General features: G+C 51.2%; 16 protein-coding genes, 2 rRNA genes and 1 riboswitch (1 of these 19 only partly in view). Of the genes, 2 read left to right on the top strand and 16 right to left on the bottom strand.

The genetic code is table 11. The annotated features are described in order from the left end of the window. Positions 1-87: 87 nt before the first annotated feature. The 3 genes from E6C60_RS00140 to E6C60_RS00130 form a co-directional block, all read right to left on the bottom strand. Positions 88-1,317, bottom strand: a complete 1,230-nt coding sequence (locus E6C60_RS00140; protein WP_138223916.1) for a ubiquitin-like domain-containing protein — start codon at positions 1,315-1,317, stop codon at positions 88-90. A 276-nt stretch (positions 1,318-1,593) separates the two neighbouring features. After that, positions 1,594-1,812: riboswitch (cyclic di-AMP (ydaO/yuaA leader) on the bottom strand. A gap of 206 nt (positions 1,813-2,018) precedes the next feature. Then, on the bottom strand, positions 2,019-2,783 hold the full coding sequence (locus E6C60_RS00135; protein WP_138223915.1) for a TatD family hydrolase: 765 nt from the start codon (positions 2,781-2,783) through the stop codon (positions 2,019-2,021). Positions 2,784-2,882: 99 nt separating this feature from the next. After that, positions 2,883-4,166 carry an HD domain-containing protein gene (locus E6C60_RS00130; RefSeq protein WP_138223914.1) on the bottom strand — a complete coding sequence of 428 codons (1,284 nt, stop codon included), beginning with the start codon at positions 4,164-4,166 and terminating at the stop codon, positions 2,883-2,885. A 327-nt stretch (positions 4,167-4,493) separates the two neighbouring features. Here E6C60_RS00130 and E6C60_RS00125 point away from each other — a divergent pair, with 327 nt between their 5' ends. Beyond that, on the top strand, positions 4,494-4,748 hold the full coding sequence (locus E6C60_RS00125) for an AbrB/MazE/SpoVT family DNA-binding domain-containing protein (RefSeq protein ID WP_138223913.1): 255 nt from the start codon (positions 4,494-4,496) through the stop codon (positions 4,746-4,748). A 200-nt stretch (positions 4,749-4,948) separates the two neighbouring features. Here E6C60_RS00125 and rsmI read toward each other — a convergent pair whose 3' ends face one another. The 10 genes from rsmI to E6C60_RS00075 all read right to left on the bottom strand — a co-directional run bounded on the left by rsmI (position 4,949) and on the right by E6C60_RS00075 (position 12,936). Further along, positions 4,949-5,836 carry a 16S rRNA (cytidine(1402)-2'-O)-methyltransferase gene (gene rsmI, locus E6C60_RS00120; RefSeq protein WP_138223912.1) on the bottom strand — a complete coding sequence of 296 codons (888 nt, stop codon included), beginning with the start codon at positions 5,834-5,836 and terminating at the stop codon, positions 4,949-4,951. Next, positions 5,833-6,591, bottom strand: coding sequence for a tRNA1(Val) (adenine(37)-N6)-methyltransferase (locus tag E6C60_RS00115; RefSeq protein ID WP_138223911.1), 759 nt, complete (start codon positions 6,589-6,591; stop codon positions 5,833-5,835). The genes rsmI and E6C60_RS00115 overlap by 4 nt, the downstream gene beginning before the upstream one ends. Positions 6,592-6,740: 149 nt before the next feature. Continuing rightward, positions 6,741-7,112, bottom strand: a complete 372-nt coding sequence (gene yabA / locus E6C60_RS00110) for a DNA replication initiation control protein YabA (RefSeq protein WP_138223910.1) — start codon at positions 7,110-7,112, stop codon at positions 6,741-6,743. Positions 7,113-7,143: 31 nt separating this feature from the next. Further along, on the bottom strand, positions 7,144-7,944 hold the full coding sequence (locus E6C60_RS00105; RefSeq protein ID WP_138223909.1) for a PSP1 domain-containing protein: 801 nt from the start codon (positions 7,942-7,944) through the stop codon (positions 7,144-7,146). A gap of 57 nt (positions 7,945-8,001) precedes the next feature. Continuing rightward, complete coding sequence (gene holB, locus E6C60_RS00100; protein ID WP_138223908.1) at positions 8,002-8,985, bottom strand: DNA polymerase III subunit delta'; 984 nt, start codon at positions 8,983-8,985, stop codon at positions 8,002-8,004. Positions 8,986-9,041: 56 nt separating this feature from the next. Beyond that, entirely contained in the window at positions 9,042-9,485 is a 444-nt protein-coding gene (locus E6C60_RS00095) for a YaaR family protein (protein ID WP_138223907.1), read from the bottom strand. Between the two features lie 230 nt (positions 9,486-9,715). Continuing rightward, positions 9,716-10,045 (bottom strand): cyclic-di-AMP receptor, encoded by a 330-nt coding sequence (locus E6C60_RS00090; RefSeq protein WP_138223906.1) that lies wholly within the window; start codon positions 10,043-10,045, stop codon positions 9,716-9,718. A gap of 68 nt (positions 10,046-10,113) precedes the next feature. Beyond that, positions 10,114-10,755, bottom strand: a complete 642-nt coding sequence (tmk, locus tag E6C60_RS00085; protein WP_138223905.1) for a dTMP kinase — start codon at positions 10,753-10,755, stop codon at positions 10,114-10,116. Then, complete coding sequence (locus E6C60_RS00080; protein WP_138223904.1) at positions 10,752-12,638, bottom strand: aminotransferase class I/II-fold pyridoxal phosphate-dependent enzyme; 1,887 nt, start codon at positions 12,636-12,638, stop codon at positions 10,752-10,754. The genes tmk and E6C60_RS00080 overlap by 4 nt, the downstream gene beginning before the upstream one ends. Before the next feature lie 118 nt (positions 12,639-12,756). Next, positions 12,757-12,936: a sigma factor G inhibitor Gin gene (locus tag E6C60_RS00075; protein WP_138223903.1), complete on the bottom strand. Its 180-nt coding sequence runs from the start codon at positions 12,934-12,936 to the stop codon at positions 12,757-12,759. Positions 12,937-13,163: 227 nt separating this feature from the next. Here E6C60_RS00075 and E6C60_RS00070 point away from each other — a divergent pair, with 227 nt between their 5' ends. Next, the gene (locus tag E6C60_RS00070; RefSeq protein ID WP_138223902.1) at positions 13,164-13,688 is read left to right on the top strand and encodes a hypothetical protein; all 525 of its coding nucleotides are present in this window, start codon (positions 13,164-13,166) and stop codon (positions 13,686-13,688) included. A 36-nt stretch (positions 13,689-13,724) separates the two neighbouring features. On the opposite strand, the gene E6C60_RS00065 is transcribed toward E6C60_RS00070, so the two are convergent. From E6C60_RS00065 to E6C60_RS00055, 3 genes are all read right to left on the bottom strand, one after another. Beyond that, positions 13,725-14,147, bottom strand: a complete 423-nt coding sequence (locus tag E6C60_RS00065) for a hypothetical protein (protein WP_138223901.1) — start codon at positions 14,145-14,147, stop codon at positions 13,725-13,727. Positions 14,148-14,422: 275 nt separating this feature from the next. Further along, positions 14,423-14,539 (bottom strand): 5S ribosomal RNA (gene rrf / locus E6C60_RS00060). Positions 14,540-14,717: 178 nt separating this feature from the next. Beyond that, positions 14,718-16,161 (bottom strand): 23S ribosomal RNA (locus E6C60_RS00055); it runs 1,489 nt beyond the window's last position.

The raw sequence follows: 16,161 nt of genomic DNA, 5'->3' as shown, positions 1-16,161 counted from the left end.
CAAAAAAAAGAAGAGGATCATATCCTCTTCTTAGCATCTCATTATATTACATAAATAGTAGCCTATTTCTCATGGAAAAGTAAAACATTAGTTCGATTCAGGCTTGACGGGTCCAATGACATACACGGTATGCCCGTTCTTGCGTCCGAAGTTCAGTGCTGCACGCAGCGAGTCGTAATACACGTCAATCTTGTTGCCCTTGATCGCACCGCCTGTATCTTCGGCACGGCGGAAGCCAATGCCCTCAATATAAACCCACCAGCCAATCGGAATGACGTTAGGATCTACAGCGATGGTGCGGCCTTCCGTAACACGCGTACCGGAAGCGGTCTTCGTACCGATGCCCGGCTGCTCCGAGGAGTACGCCGTCATGGATACATTCTTCAGGACCTTCTTATATTCAAAATCAATACCGGCTTTAGAAACGACGTTGTTCTGCTTACTCTCTGAGCTTGAGCTCGACTGAACGGCGGCCTTTGGCTGAACGGCAGGCGTCTTCGCCGAGGTCTTAGTCGTCGTCTTGGCTACAGTCGTTGGCTTTACAGCCTGAACGACCGGCTCTTCCTTCACCGGCTCCGGCGGCTTCTTCGTGCCGACCGCGATCACTTTATCCATCGTCTTGCGTTCGACTTCCTTGGACACCACTTGTTTGGAAACCAGCTGTCCATCTTCATACACCTTCTCAATATGGTGAATGATCAATCCAGGCTCTCCCGCTTGAACCACCCGGTTATCACCCTTCAGAAGCGAAGGGTCTGACGTCTTGATGACCCGGTATTCGCGGACCTCTTCTTCTTGTACCTGCTGCTTACTTACGCGAACAACGCGAATGTCGGAAGCCTCGGACAGCTTGCTGTCCAGTGCAGGAGTTACTTTATCTTCATCCTGGACGGTAATGCCGGCTTTGTTCAGCACGTTCTGTACAGTGTCCTGGGTTGTAAATACCGTTTGCGTATTGCCGTCTGCGGTAACTGTAATAGGAACCGCACGTTGAATGACGATCCGGTCTCCATCCTGAAGACTTCCGTTTAGCGGCATGGATATTTCATCCTGCGGCTTCAGCGAGATCGAATGCTCTTCCAGCACATTTTGCAGCATGGCCTCATTCGTTTCCACCGTGGTCACCCGTCCATCGACCACCAGGTGAATTTCTTTGCCCGACTGGTTGTGTATAATCAGCAGTACGAGCAGCGTAATGGTGATGGTACCAAAGGCCGCCAGCATCAGTTGACGCAGAAAATCATGCTTCCATCGTAATGCGTATGACATGCTGGATGATTGTGAATCATGGGTCTGTTCTGGTTGTAAAACGCCCACTGCTTCATCCTCCTTCATAGCCCCGCCCTCTAGATCATGCATGAGTGTATATGACGCGACTATAGCAAATTTGTCTCACAGAGTGCCCCGCTATAGATGTGCACCCTGCGTTACGCCCCGTCTATTCGTGCATGTGTTCTGCCACCCCCCTTGTGTATCCCAGGGTATGATGGCGCTCTCTCCAATATTCTGAATATAAAAAAAGCCCGAAAAAGAGTATTAGAGACTCTTCTCGTGGCTTTTCCAGCTGTAGTCTTGGAAAGGATGCACGACCGTTGCCTCTCTTATTTACGCTTACGGGGTTAGCTGTCGGGTTCGGACGTAAGAGAGACGCCCTATCTCGAGTCAACCGCTCATGGCGGCTGCCCTCAAATTCACCCCAAAGACCCGAATTGAAATCAAATACAGTGCTCACAGCCCTTATGTATAGTTGCTCGTTGACCCTGTATCGGTTCCCCCGTTCTCCATGATCTGGAGATTAAGCGAGACGGTTTGTAAATGAATATGCTGCTGGTGTCAAACCAGCGCTTCATAAGTACTGAAAAGATGATACTCTCTTTACATGCAGGTTGTAAAGCAACGTTCAACCACATTTTTTCTGATAAATAGTTAAATTATTGTAATAATCGGACCATTTTTGATGATAAAATCTTAATTCATCGCAAATGCTCGCTTTTTCACCGCTTTTGCTCCCGATTTCATCAAATCCCAAATCGTTCCAGACCATTTCGGGTTGTAATCTCACTAATTTCTTCCAGAGACAACCCCTTCAATGCAGCGGCTTGCTCTGCCACATACTTCACGTAAGAGGACTCATTTCTTTTTCCCCGGAACGGGTGCGGTGTCAAATATGGCGCATCGGTTTCCAGTAAAAGGCGGTCCAGCGGCACCTGTGTCAGCACCTCTTTAGGCTGTTTGGCATTTTTGAACGTAATAGGTCCGCCGAAGGAAATATGAAAGCCCATATGCAGGCACTGCTTGGCCGTTTCCCAGCTGCCGGAGAAGGAGTGCATGACGCCGCCCACCTCCGACGCTTTTTCCTCCTTCAGAATTCGCAGGACATCCTCATGCGCATCCCGATTATGAATCACGATGGGCAGATTCAGCTCCTTCGCCAGCTGAATCTGCTGCCGGAACACCTTATGCTGTATCTCTTTGGGAGACGTGTCCCAATGGTAGTCCAGTCCAATTTCGCCAATGGCTACAACCTTCCGGTGAGCGGTCAGAGAAGCAATCCACTCCAGGTCCTCCTCCTTCATCGCAATGGCGTCTACCGGATGCCAGCCTACGGCTGCATATATAAAATCATATTTTTCCGCGAGCTGCATCGTCGTCGGGATGGTCTCACGATTGAAGCCAATGTTGATCATACGCGTAATTCCCTGGTCTACTGCCCGTTGAATGACGGCTTCACGGTCCTCATCAAAGGCTGCAGAATCCAAATGGGTATGAGTGTCGAATAACATAACGTGTAAAGCTCCCTTCCTGTCGAAAATAAATCAGCTTGACCTTTTTATCCATCATTCCAGCTCGATGGACATGAGAAACCACAAATTCCCTGTGCACTACCGTGCAAGCAGACTGGTGACGTCAGCGGGCAATATGTCCCACACCGTTCTCAGCTTGTCCTCCGGATAGTATAGATGGGAGCGTCCGCGGTGAATGCCGCTGATGGAGCGCACAATGTCTGATACCTCGGAGATTTCCCGCAGCTGATCAAACCGGTCCAGCAGTAAAATCTGCTTATGGCTTGCTGTAGAGCCTGAAGGAAATTCATCATAGGGCAGATCGGTCGGAAAATCAACCTCCAGATCATACTCCGGATTCAATCCCGCTTCCTGAAAGGCGTGGCGAAGCTCGTCGATCGTCTCTTTGTCGATATGATCGATTTCTACATATTTATACAATCGGCGGTGCATAAAGCGGCAGCAAAGATCCCGGAGCAGCTCGTCCTTTTCATAGGTCCATTGCAGAAAAGCGGTCTGTATAAGCGCTTCATCAAGGCGCAAATACTGATTGACATCAGGATTGCCCTCAAACAAAGCCGGCAGCGGCTCTACCATGAATTGAAAAGGATATCGATCCCGGAACAGCTCCTTCGCCCGGCGGAATATTTGCCGTAATATAATTTCGGAGCTTCTCGTCACAGGATGAAAATAGACCTGCCAGTACATCTGGTAACGTGACATCAAATAATCCTCGACCGCATGCATGCCGGACTGCTTAACCACCACCCGATCCTTATAGGGCCGAAGCAGCCTGAGAATCCGATCGGAATCAATCGTGCCATAGTTAACACCCGTATAGTACGCATCCCGAAGCAAATAATCCATGCGATCTGCATCCAACGGGCTCGTGACCAGATTACTGACAATGGGCTTGTCATAGCTCTTCTGAATGACAGCAGCGACCTTGCGAGGGAAATCCGGATCATGGCTGGTCAGCACCTCATTGACACAGGTATCCTCTGTCAGGATTCTGCAGGTCCAATCCTCATGATTCATATGAAAGGCTTCTTCTATAGAATGTGAAAAAGGACCATGGCCCAAATCATGCAGGAGCGCAGCACACAAGGCAACCAGCCGCTCTTCTTTTGGCCAATCCGGATAGCTGCCCCGTTCAAATTGAGAAATAATCTTTCTCGTAATTTCATAGACACCCAAGGAGTGGGAGAATCGGCTATGCTCCGCCCCGTGAAAGGTCAGAAAGGAGGTGCCTAGCTGCCGAATCCGGCGCAGCCGCTGGAACTCCGGCGTGTTAATCAGCCGCCAAATCAAATCGTCCTGGACATGAATATAGTTATGAACGGGGTCCTTGAATACCTTCTCTTCCGAAATGGAACGTCTCATGCATATCCTCTCCTTCTCAAGATCAATGTGATGGACTGAATGTTGAGCTTTCACTACTTTTGACGCATAATGTAGAATAATGTCGAATTAAGTAAAATAGCGACTTCCAAATCGACAAATCTGAATATTCCCTTAAAAATAACAGGTTTTTGAACTTTTTGTGATCATATAAAGCTTTTCTCACTATAATTTTGTTAATAGGTGTGATATTCTCAAATAAACAGGTTGACTGTTTTGGGAATCGTTGGTACTATAAATAACATAAAAGATAGAACTATGTCGAATAATGACTTTTTTAAATTATAGCGAGAGGGGCATGAATCAGTTATGATGAAATCAACAGGTATTGTAAGAAAGGTAGACGAGCTAGGACGGGTAGTTATTCCGATTGAGCTTCGCCGTACGCTGGGCATTGGTGAGAAGGACGCATTGGAGATCTATGTAGACGGCGAGCGCATTATGCTGAAGAAATACGAGCCAGCCTGCATTTTCTGTGGCAATGCCGAGAACGTAACCTACTTTAAGGGCAAGATCGTCTGCCATGAGTGTGTATCTGAGATTCCGTCACCGGTAGCCAACTAATTTCTATTTGAGATACAATCCATAGAATAAGTCATGCTGCTTGCATTAATTCTAACCTTTATATATCTCCTTTATGGCCTTCCAGCGCTTATGGCGCCGGAGGGTTCTTTTTTGTGTGCTCACGCCCGATACAGCAGCTTTGCGAAGCGCTCGGTGTTCCCGAACGCTTCAGCTCCTGCCGCTTTCCATCAATATAAAGGCTATAGCAGCGCATTATAAATGTCCCGCTTGGACACTCCCCGGTCGGATGCGACTTTCTTCATGGCATCCTTCCGGCTCAGACCAGTCTCTTCGTAATGCGCCACATGATCTTCTATAGACATGCTCTGCCACCAGGAGTCCCGCTCCTTCTGCTCCTCTTCTTGGCTGCCTCCCTCCAGAACCACGCAGTATTCTCCGATCGGGGGATGCTCCTCCAGCCACTCCATGCACTCCTGGAGCGTGCCGCGGGTAAATTCCTCATACCGCTTCGTCAGCTCCCGGGCCAGGACCGCTCGGCGATGACCGAGCGCTTCCTGCATGAAGGAGAGCGTCTTCTTGATCCGGTGAGGAGACTCATAAAACAGCAGTGAGCCTGCAGATGCCGGAAGAGACTGGAGCAGAGCCACCGCATCCTTCTTCTCTCGGGGGAGAAAACCGATGAACGTGAACCGCTCCGTTGAGAGCCCCGAGGCAATCAGCGCAGAAAGGGCCGCGTTCGCTCCGGGAACCGGAATGACGGGAATACCTTCTGCTATAGCGAGCCGAACCAGATCGCTTCCGGGGTCGGAAATGGCCGGCAGGCCGGCATCGCTGACGATGGCTGCATTTTTTCCTTCTATTATATACCTGATAATCTCAGGACCGCTCGCCCCTTTATTATGCTCGTGATAGCTAAACAGCTGCTTCGGCTGAATGTCAAAATGCGTCAGCAGCTTGCGGGTCTGCCGCGTATCCTCGGCTGCGATAATATCGCATTCTGAAAGGGTACGCACGGCGCGGTATGTCATATCCTCCAGATTGCCAATCGGTGTGGCAACCAGATATAGTGCGCCAGGGCCGCCTTCGGAGGCTGGCGACTGAAAGCTGCTCTGGGAGCTGATGCTCATGAGGTTTCCTCTTTTCCGTAATAGATTTCCAGCAGCTCCGGACAATACACACCCTGTTCATCATAAACAAGGAGCGGCGGCTGCAGCCGGACCTCTGGCTTTCCGTCCCGGAGACATTCGATCAGGACCATATTGGCCTCCACACCTGCTCGGGGATGCACGAACCGGATGATCTTGGGCTCCAGCCGGTATTGATGCAGCAGCACCATAATTTCTGCAAGCCGGTGAGGCTTGTGCACCATAGCCAGCTTTCCGCCGGAGCGCAGCAGCCGGGATGCGGCCTGAATGACCTCTTCCAGCGTACAGTGGATTTCATGGCGGGCAATCGCCTGATGCTCATTCAGCTTTCTATCACTGCCGTTAAGCGGCATATAGGGCGGGTTCACGGTAATATAGTCATATACGCCGTGGCCTGTTTCCAGGTAGAGCTCCCGCAGATCTCCTTCCCGCATGCTTACGCGTTCCTCCAGCCCATTCAAGGCAATGCTTCGGCGCGCCATGTCAGCAAGCCGTGGCTGAATTTCAATGCCCTCCAGGCTTGCTTCTGTGGCCGTGGACAGCAGGAGCGGAATGACGCCATTCCCGCTGCATAGATCCAGCAGCCTTCCCCGCCGCGGAACCCGGGCAAAGCGGGCCAGCAGCACGGCATCCATGGAGAAGCTGAATACCTCATCGCTTTGTATAATCCCCATATTATGGGTTAGCAAATCATCCACACGTTCAGATGGCTGTAGCTGTATCGGTTTCTTGATCATGATGAACATTCATTCCTTCTCTAATTTAACTTTAAACCTCCGCGGAATACAGATTACAAAAAAAGCCGTAGGCATCTGTACCCTCCTACGGCTTGTTGGATCTCTTGTATATAGTAATGACGGTTATACTCTACGGCTGACATTAGCTGTCACTTATTCAGGAACGACAGACAGAATAGACAATCGCCTTCGGTTCGCAGATGTCCGTAATAGACATTGCAAATATGAAAGCCCTCATGATACAAGCGCGCCAGATTATCATATCCCTCTCCAACCATATCCTCCGCGCCTGCCTGCACAGCAGCCCGGGATTTGGATGTCGAGGAAGCGGAGGCTGCAGGGTCTGCCGGCTGAACCTCTCTCTTCAGCACCTTGCGGAGCTGTTCATTTTCCAGGCCGAGACGATGGTTATCCTCCAGCAGCTCCTTGATGATCTGCTTCAGCTCACCCAGTTCACTGTTCATATGCCCCAGCTGGGACTCCATCTCTTGAATGCGCGTAAAAATGTTGTTCTTCTCCAAGATTACACCCCGAAAGTAACCATTCTATAGTCTACTTGATGACCACGTCATCCAGCGGAAGCTCCTTAACCTTGCCAATCTCGAACAGCTGTACATGTACGGTTCGTTTATCTGCGTTCACGCCGACAACCTTCCCGTCTCCGAGCGAGGTTACGACAAGCTTGCCCACAGAAGGCAGCTCTTCCTTGCTGCTTTCATAGTTATCATGCTCAAACTTCAAGCAGCACATTAATCTTCCGCAAAGACCGGAAATCTTCGTCGGGTTCAGCGACAAGCTCTGATCCTTGGCCATCTTGATCGATACGGGCTCGAAATCACCCAGCCAAGAGGAGCAGCAAAGCACTCGTCCGCAAGGTCCCAGACCGCCCAGCATCTTCGCCTCGTCACGTACGCCAATCTGGCGAAGCTCAATTCGAGTGCGGAAAATGCCTGCCAAATCCTTCACCAGCTCCCGGAAGTCTACGCGCCCTTCAGCTGTAAAGTAAAAAATAATCTTGTTGCGGTCAAAGGTGAATTCCACATCCACCAGCTTCATCTTCAGTCCGTGATCCCGGATTTTATTTAAACAGGTCGTGAAGGCATCCTTCGCCGCCAGCTTGTTCTCATCGACCACCTTAGCATCGTTGTCGCCGGCGATGCGGATCACTTTCTTCAGAGGAAGCACCACATCACATTCCTGAACCTCTTTCTTGCCAATCACTACATGTCCGTATTCAATCCCCCGAGCAGTTTCTACAATGACACATTGTTCCTTCTCTACGGGAAGATCCAGCGGATCAAAATAATATACCTTGCCCGCTTTCTTAAAGCGGACACCCACTACGCTGTACAAAAAATTAACCCCCTTGTTAGCCTTGCCTATTGGCCCTTACGGGTGTATGGGGTAATCTCACGCCGGAGCTTCGCCCATCCCCAATAACAATTGCTCGAGACAGAGCTGTCCGTTGACGTTGTAGCGTAATTTCTTCTGACACTCTGCGGCCAAATCCATGCAGGAGACCCATTGTGATGTGCTACGGGCTGAAGCATGACCGGTGATGAACTCAGCCTGATCTATAAAAACGAGGCAATCCTGCCTGCCGTACTGGACATTGATCATGTCTTTAAACCATAAATGAAACAGGCTGAAGAGCATGTCCAAATGCTCCGAGAGTCCGGTTCTGAACACCTTCTGGCTTGCTGTGATCATAGCCATGCCGGAGCGGTTCACAGACTCCTTCCCTAATTGTAACATTACGTTTCTAATTTCTGCAAACCAATTCTCATTTAAAATTGCTCTGCAGCCCTCTAATCCGGAGGCCAGATGAACGGCGCACCGGACAAGGGCTGCAGGATATTCCTCAGCAATCAGCACCTGTTCCATCATCGCGGAATCCAGCGCCCTGAAAGGGACCTTCTGCACCCGGGATTGAATCGTAGGCAGCAGTGCCTGTCCATTCTCGGCGATCAAAATGGCCACGGCAGGCAGCTGCGGCTCTTCCAGAAATTTCAGCAGGCTGTTGGCGGCTTGAACCGTCATTTTGTCAGCATGCTCGATAATATAAACCTTGGGATGATTCTGCTGCGAGCGGTATGAAAAAATCCGCTGAAGCTCGCGGATTTGGTCAATCTTTATGCTGGCGCCATCCGGCGAGATCATCGTCAGATCCGGATGGTTGCCATGATCGACCTTCCGGCACTCCAGGCACTTGCCGCAGGCATCATCACTCTCCTCTGTACAAAAGAGCGCTTTTGCAAACATCACGGCCATCTCCAGCTGTCCCGCACCCGTGGGCCCGCTGAACAAATAAGCGTGACTGATGGCCTTGCGCCGCATGGCATTTTGAAGCAGCTGCTTGGCAGCCTCCTGCCCCAATATATCGTTAAAAGACATAAGTCCTCTCACTTTCCCATTCATCTACTGCCAAACCTTTATGGATGGCATGCATGCTAAAAAGCTAAATTAATAAGCATTCCGCGGATTTCTCCGATCTTGCTCAACAGCTCAATCTTGCCCTGCTCACTCTCCAGCAGCTCGTCTGCCATCGCCAGCAGCAGGGAATCAATCTCATCAATTACGTTGTAACGCTTGCTTCTTCCCCGGCGGTCCCACCCGCGGGTTTCCTTCATCTTTACGCCCCGGCGGACGGTTTCTTCCAGAAATCGCTTCACCATGAATCGGTAGGCCTTTAATTCGCGGATCGTCATGACTCTCGCCAGGCGCTCGCCCTGCATTGCAATTTCCCGCATCTGCCGGCTTAATTCCTCATTCGTAGCCTTTTCTCCCTGCTGGTACATAATATCCGAGAAGGATTTCTGCTGCACCGGCTTGGCATTATTGTCCGCAGTGGTCAGCTCGCTTTTTAGAGGTCGAAAGCCTGGATTGATTTTCATGCCATTCACCGCCTTTTGGGGTATCATTTCTTATAGCTCCAGGAGCCTTTCTTACATATAGCTACCCGTTGAAGGGTGTAATCCGCCCAGCTTCATCATCTCATCATCAGCTGCCGAGTATATTGAACGAGAACAAGAAAGCCGCGTGCGGTTCTCATGCAAGCCTTCCGATTGAAGCATTCCCTCTTTATACTCGGCAGCGGGCTGTTCGTCGAGACATCAGGTGCAGATTAGAAATGCTCAAACCGCTCAACAGGAAGCACGAACACAGTAGCTCCGCCCACCTGCACCTCGACAGGAAGCGGCAGATACGAATCGGTCGTCCCGCTCATCGGGGTTACCGGCGTAACCAGCTGCTCACGTACCTTACAGCTATTGCGAATGACGTTCATCACGCTTTCTACCTGCGTATCATCGACCCCGATCATAAACGTCGTATTGCCCGCTTTCAGAAAGCCTCCGGTACTGGCCAGCTTCGTTGCCCGAAAATTTGCTTTAACCAGACCGGCCGACAGACGGTTGCTGTCCTTATCCTGTACAATCGCCACGATCAATTTCATATGCCATGTCCCTCCTTATTAATATCGGCATGTTTAGAAGCCGTATGTTTATTATTTGACAAAGCTGATCAAAAACCCTTTAATACTGTGCTTTCCAGCGCTCGTATGAGCTCTTTTTCAACGAGGGCCGGCGGCCTGGATGCATCAATAATCCGGATTCGTTCCGGATCTCTCTGCGCCACCTGTCGATACCCTTCCCTCACCTTGCGGTGAAATTCAAGGCTTTCCATATCCAGGCGGTTGTACTCACGCTCTTCATTGGCTGCAATGCGCGACAGTCCGGTCTCCGGGTCCAGATCGAGCAGCAGTGTCAGATCCGGCATGCGGTCTTCAATAGCAAACTGGTTCAGTCTCCATACCTCTTCCATCCCGATCCCTCGTCCAAGGCCTTGATATACCAGACTGCTATCTACGAAGCGATCACATAGTACGGTCAGACCGTTGGCTAAGGCTGGCTCTACCTTCTCGACGAGATGCTGCCTTCTGGCGGCTGCATACAACAGTGCCTCGGTCCGGGCATCCATCTCTGTATGGCTGGGATCCAGGATGAGTGATCGTATCTTCTCCGCAATCTCGATGCCTCCGGGCTCTCTGGTGATTAAATAAGGAATGGAATGGTTTTGAAAATAAGCTGCTAAACGGCCAACCATCGTTGTTTTTCCGGAGCCCTCACCTCCCTCAATCGTAATAAACATGGGTTTGCGGTTCATGACGTAACCTGCTTTCCTGAAGTATTTCGCACTAGGATGGTGCGCAGTGCCGGATCCGCCGCACCTTGGCATTTCGCTCCTAGATCTTTTAACCGGACAAGCCGCTTCGCCTGCTTCGGGGTAATCCGCTCCCCCGCATACAGCAGCGGAATTCCTGGCGGGTATGGGACGATCGTCTCTCCGGCAATCTCTCCAGCACACTGCTCCGGCGGCAAGGCTGTCAGTTCCTTCGGATCCAGTGTGCCCAGATGAAATGCCACCGGCTCACTATAGCTTTGGGCTTCAAAAATGTTCCACGTGGAAACATCGTGAGTCGCCGGGTGCCTAAGTTGAGGTGAGGAGTCAGCCGAACTGATCTGATCGGGCTCCTCATTGGAGTCTGTCCGTTGCAGCTCCTGCGGCGACTGCACCGGAGGTGAGGGCGCAGCCGAACTGATCTGAACGGGCTCCTCATTGGAGTCTAGCCGTTGCAGTTCCTGCGGCGACTGCACCGGAGGTGAGGAGTCAGCTGAACTGATCTGATCGGGCTCCTCATTGGAGTCTGTCCGTTGCAGCTCCTGCGGCGACTGCACCAGAGGTGAGGAGTCAGACGAGCTGAGCTGATCGGGCTCCTCATTGGAGTCTGCTGGCTGTTCGCCCAGGTCTTCCTCCACCATATGCTGCAGAGCCTGTAAGAGGTGCTTGGCATCCTCCTCCGTGGAGCCAAGCGTAAAGAGCAGAACGACGTGATGCTCGTCGCTCATCTCCGGCACACAGCCGCGCTCCTCTAGCGCGCGCTGAAGTGCAAAGCCGCTCAGGGCCCCCGTGCGGTCATATATGACCGCTTTGAAGGGGTCCTGATGCGTGTACGCCGCCGGCCCAGCTTGCGGCGGCGGGTCTTGTCCGCCGGCCGCGCTTGCGGCGGCGGGGGTGCGGGGCTGCGGCGGCTGCAGCAGCCCCAGGCGCGGCAGCTGTGCGAGGCCGCGCTTGAAGGTGTTCACGGCGGCGAGCCCCGCCGTGAAGGCACTTGGGCCCTGCGCATGGATCAGGCGCCGGGCCAGATCGAGCGAGCCCATTACCGGATAGGATGGGCTCGAGCTTTGCACCATGGCGAGGCGCTGGCGCAGCAGGGCGCGGTCCAACCGCGGTCCCTGCACGTGCAGCATGGCGCCCATCGTCATGGCGGCAAGCATTTTGTGCGTCGACTGCACAACGACATCTGCTCCGCATGACAAGGCGTGCCGAGGCAGATCAGGATGCTGGCCATAATGTGCGCCATGTGCTTCATCCACCAGCAAAGGGATCCCCGCCGCATGACAAAGCTCGCTCCATGCCGTCAGATCCGTACCCATACCATAATAATTGGGCATCGTCAGCAGCACACCCTTGGCCTTTGGGTAGGCAGACAGCGCAGCACTCCCTGCTGCCAGCGACGGGGCAATAGCCAGACCGCTCCCTGCATCCACCTCCGGATCCAGAAAAACAGCCTGTGCTCCTGCGAGCATCAGTCCGTTCAGCACTGACTTGTGCACATTGCGCTGAACCAGAATCAAATCCCCAGGCTGCGCGCATACCGTCAGAATCATCGCCAGATTACCGACCGTACTTCCCCCCACCAGAAAAAAACTCTCCTCCGCCCCAAAGCAATCCGCAGCTAGTCGTTGTGCTTCCAAAATAACACCGTCCGGCTGATGCAAATCATCGGTTCCCGTAATCTCTGTCACATCGACAGAAAGGACATCCATCAATAGATCAGCCCCAGTCACCCCCATATAGGCCTTTCCGTTCTTATGTCCCGGCACATGAAACGAGGCTCTTCCCTTCTGGCGGTAATTCTGCAAAGCCTCCCATAAGGGGGCACTCTCTTTATTTCGTAGTTGAGCATCCTTGTACTCTATCGACATCGTCTTAATCCTTCCAAGCCTGGTTTAACTACCTCTATTCTAACGTAAAATGCTTCTCACGCCTATGCCTCATGAAGACCGGATATTTACACTCAATAAAAAAAGGCCCCCAAAGGCCTCAATGTGTTACAGCAATTTGCTTCAAACGATGAATAAAGTACTGATACTTCGCATCCTCTGCGTTCGTATGCACGATTTCGGACTCACAATCTTCACAGACGAACTGAGAAACAATCGTGATTCCCTCCTGCTTGATCTGGCTGCATACGATGCACACTTGTCCCGCCATCTCTTCCATGAGCCAACCCACCTCCATTGATTTACTATTAGTATGACAGGTTTTCTAGTATTTTAAACCTTTTCATAGGTTGTGATTTCCATTTATGCCCTTTTCAACATATACTATGTGTAGTGCCTGGCGAAGGGTGTCTGTACCTACAAATCTTCACAAAATTTCATTGCCAGCCGATAAAACAAGTACATACTCTTTTCTATCGAAGCTACTAAAGGAGGGCCGTGAGCACGATGGCCGATCAATCTCATCAGAAAGCGACTTTTTATCAATACCGACTGCTCAAAAAAATCACATTCCCCCGCTGGATGTGGACTACCTACCTTCTCCTTCCCTGTGCTGCAGTCGCTTCCCAAATGGTCATCCTCTCCTGGGACAGCTTTATTTTCTTTCTCCTGGCAGGCATGCTCATTTTTTGGATACAATTTGTCATTGGCAGATCCGTTCTGCATTTGACCGGGTCCCTCTCCTCGCGTAAATGGCGGTTTAGCCTCCAAGCACCCTGGATCGGTTATATGCCTGAGCAGCATGTCAGCAGCTTCCGATTTATCAAGGTGCAATGGCATACGAGCTGGATCGGGTGCGTTCTCATCGCATTGATGGCATTCTGGTCTCCGCTTTCATTTACAATCTCAGCATACTTTTGGCATCTCTGGCTGGTAGGACCGCGCTATTATGCCTGGTACCGGTTAACGCGGCAGTATAAGGACGGCATGCTGAAGTTCGGACCGGATGATGTATCCTACTATTCTCAATAAACGATTAAAAAGACCTTTATCCATGTGGATAAAGGTCTATTTCTTACTTTCCAGCCCTTGCAGCTCTTTCTTAACAGGTGCCGGTATCGTAATTATCAATGAATCGTCGTGTACCGTGAGGTGGACGATATTTTTTCCTTTTTCAAAAATAATCGGTGATGTGCCTTCCTGATCTTCTTTCTCCTGCCAGCCCCATGATTTAATTTCTTCAAGATAAGGCTCGGGAAGACTTTCATCTTCCTTCAGGCCTGGCAAAACATATCTTACATAATCAAGCTCCCCCGTGCCCTTGGCCTGCTCTGTTCGATTGGCTTCTTTAGGCACCGGAAACGACTTCACATTCGCAGCTCCATCAAAAGATTCCCATGTAGGTTTGTCCGAAATACTACACCCAGACCCCATCAGCAAAATTGCTCCTGCGCAAATCCCCCCTGCAAGACGCATCCTGCTGTTCCGCATGAAATAACCTCCTTCCCAGCCGCATCCACATGTATTACCGGACTTCCCATGTTGATCTTGAATGTTGAGTGGTGGATAGGCTGTAATCCTAGACCGTTTAACCTATACATTACATATATCTGCATGTACGGAAATGACGTATGACCTGTTTTATACTATTCCTATTATACTGATTTCCCATAAGATTCGGTAACAAAATCTTCATCTGTTTCTGCCAGCACGGATGAAACAGACAAAATAAAAACCACCGTCGATGTCATCGACGATGGTTCTTCGCTTGGCGGCGTCCTACTCTCCCGGGACCCTGCGGTCCAAGTACCATCGGCGCTGGAAGGCTTAACGTTCGTGTTCGGGATGGGTACGCGTGGAACCCTTCCGCCATCACCACCAAACATGATTTTTCGGAGCATAGCTCTTCAAAATCGCTGCGAGAAAATATCAAACCTAGATATTCACCCTCAGTGTGCTCAGATGTTTGATCACCTGAAAACTAGATACGAAACGAATGTGCGTTGTTAGTTTGATCATTAGCGTAATGCTTCCGAAGCTAGCTTTACTTCGTAAAGCTTGTAGGATAAGCCCTCGACCGATTAGTATTGGTCAGCTCCATGCATTGCTGCACTTCCACCTCCAACCTATCTACCTCGTGGTCTTCAAGGGGTCTTACATACTGGGAAATCTCATCTTGAGGGGGGCTTCACGCTTAGATGCTTTCAGCGCTTATCCCTTCCGTACGTAGCTACCCAGCCATGCTCCTGGCGGAACAACTGGTGCACCAGCGGTACGTCCATCCCGGTCCTCTCGTACTAAGGACAGCTCCTCTCAAATTTCCTACGCCCACGACAGATAGGGACCGAACTGTCTCACGACGTTCTGAACCCAGCTCGCGTACCGCTTTAATGGGCGAACAGCCCAACCCTTGGGACCTACTTCAGCCCCAGGATGCGATGAGCCGACATCGAGGTGCCAAACCTCCCCGTCGATGTGGACTCTTGGGGGAGATAAGCCTGTTATCCCCAGGGTAGCTTTTATCCGTTGAGCGATGGCCCTTCCATGCGGTACCACCGGATCACTAAGCCCGACTTTCGTCCCTGCTCGACTTGTAGGTCTCGCAGTCAAGCTCCCTTATGCCTTTGCACTCTTCGAATGATTTCCAACCATTCTGAGGGAACCTTGGGGCGCCTCCGTTACTCTTTAGGAGGCGACCGCCCCAGTCAAACTGCCCGCCTGACACTGTCCTCGCACCGGATCACGGTACCAAGTTAGAACCTAGATACGATCAGGGTGGTATCCCAACGGCGCCTCCACAGAAGCTGGCGCTCCTGCTTCAACGGCTCCCACCTATCCTGTACAGATCGTACCCAAATCCAATATCAAGCTGCAGTAAAGCTCCATGGGGTCTTTCCGTCTTGTCGCGGGTAACCTGCATCTTCACAGGTATTAAAATTTCACCGGATCTCTCGTTGAGACAGCGCCCAAGTCGTTACGCCATTCGTGCGGGTCAGAATTTACCTGACAAGGAATTTCGCTACCTTAGGACCGTTATAGTTACGGCCGCCGTTTACTGGGGCTTCGGTTCACAGCTTCGGATTGCTCCTAACCGCTCCCCTTAACCTTCCAGCACCGGGCAGGCGTCAGCCCGTATACTTCGCCTTACGGCTTCGCACAGACCTGTGTTTTTGCTAAACAGTCGCTTGGGCCTTTTCACTGCGGCCCCCTCGTGCTATTCACACTACCGGGGCACCCCTTCTCCCGAAGTTACGGGGTCATTTTGCCGAGTTCCTTAACGAGAGTTCTTCCGCGCGCCTTAGAATTCTCTTCTCGCCTACCTGTGTCGGTTTGCGGTACGGGCACCTTCACCTGACTAGAGGCTTTTCTTGGCAGTGTGAGATCATGACCTTCGCTACTGTAATTTTCGCTCCCCATCACAGCCCAGCCTTAGAAGTGTGCGGATTTGCCTACACACCAGCCTCACTGCTTAGACGGACATCCATCAGTCCGCGTCACTACCCTC

The organism is Paenibacillus algicola (assembly GCF_005577435.1).
Taxonomy (GTDB): Bacteria; Bacillota; Bacilli; order Paenibacillales; family Paenibacillaceae; genus Paenibacillus_AQ; species Paenibacillus_AQ algicola.
This window is presented reverse-complemented; position numbering and strand designations above follow the sequence as displayed.

Excerpts from the sequence above, each read along its gene's own strand:
- E6C60_RS00080 (WP_138223904.1), bottom strand. The coding sequence starts at position 12,638 with ATGTCGATAGAGTACAAGGATGCTCAACTACGAAATAAAGAGAGTGCC.
- E6C60_RS00125 (WP_138223913.1), top strand. The coding sequence starts at position 4,494 with ATGATGAAATCAACAGGTATTGTAAGAAAGGTAGACGAGCTAGGACGG.
- E6C60_RS00075 (WP_138223903.1), bottom strand. The coding sequence starts at position 12,936 with ATGGAAGAGATGGCGGGACAAGTGTGCATCGTATGCAGCCAGATCAAG.
- E6C60_RS00130 (WP_138223914.1), bottom strand. The coding sequence starts at position 4,166 with ATGAGACGTTCCATTTCGGAAGAGAAGGTATTCAAGGACCCCGTTCAT.
- E6C60_RS00135 (WP_138223915.1), bottom strand. The coding sequence starts at position 2,783 with ATGTTATTCGACACTCATACCCATTTGGATTCTGCAGCCTTTGATGAG.
- E6C60_RS00115 (WP_138223911.1), bottom strand. The coding sequence starts at position 6,591 with ATGATCAAGAAACCGATACAGCTACAGCCATCTGAACGTGTGGATGAT.
- E6C60_RS00065 (WP_138223901.1), bottom strand. The coding sequence starts at position 14,147 with ATGCGGAACAGCAGGATGCGTCTTGCAGGGGGGATTTGCGCAGGAGCA.
- E6C60_RS00090 (WP_138223906.1), bottom strand. The coding sequence starts at position 10,045 with ATGAAATTGATCGTGGCGATTGTACAGGATAAGGACAGCAACCGTCTG.
- tmk (WP_138223905.1), bottom strand. The coding sequence starts at position 10,755 with ATGAACCGCAAACCCATGTTTATTACGATTGAGGGAGGTGAGGGCTCC.
- rsmI (WP_138223912.1), bottom strand. The coding sequence starts at position 5,836 with ATGAGCATCAGCTCCCAGAGCAGCTTTCAGTCGCCAGCCTCCGAAGGC.
- holB (WP_138223908.1), bottom strand. The coding sequence starts at position 8,985 with ATGTCTTTTAACGATATATTGGGGCAGGAGGCTGCCAAGCAGCTGCTT.
- E6C60_RS00070 (WP_138223902.1), top strand. The coding sequence starts at position 13,164 with ATGGCCGATCAATCTCATCAGAAAGCGACTTTTTATCAATACCGACTG.
- E6C60_RS00095 (WP_138223907.1), bottom strand. The coding sequence starts at position 9,485 with ATGAAAATCAATCCAGGCTTTCGACCTCTAAAAAGCGAGCTGACCACT.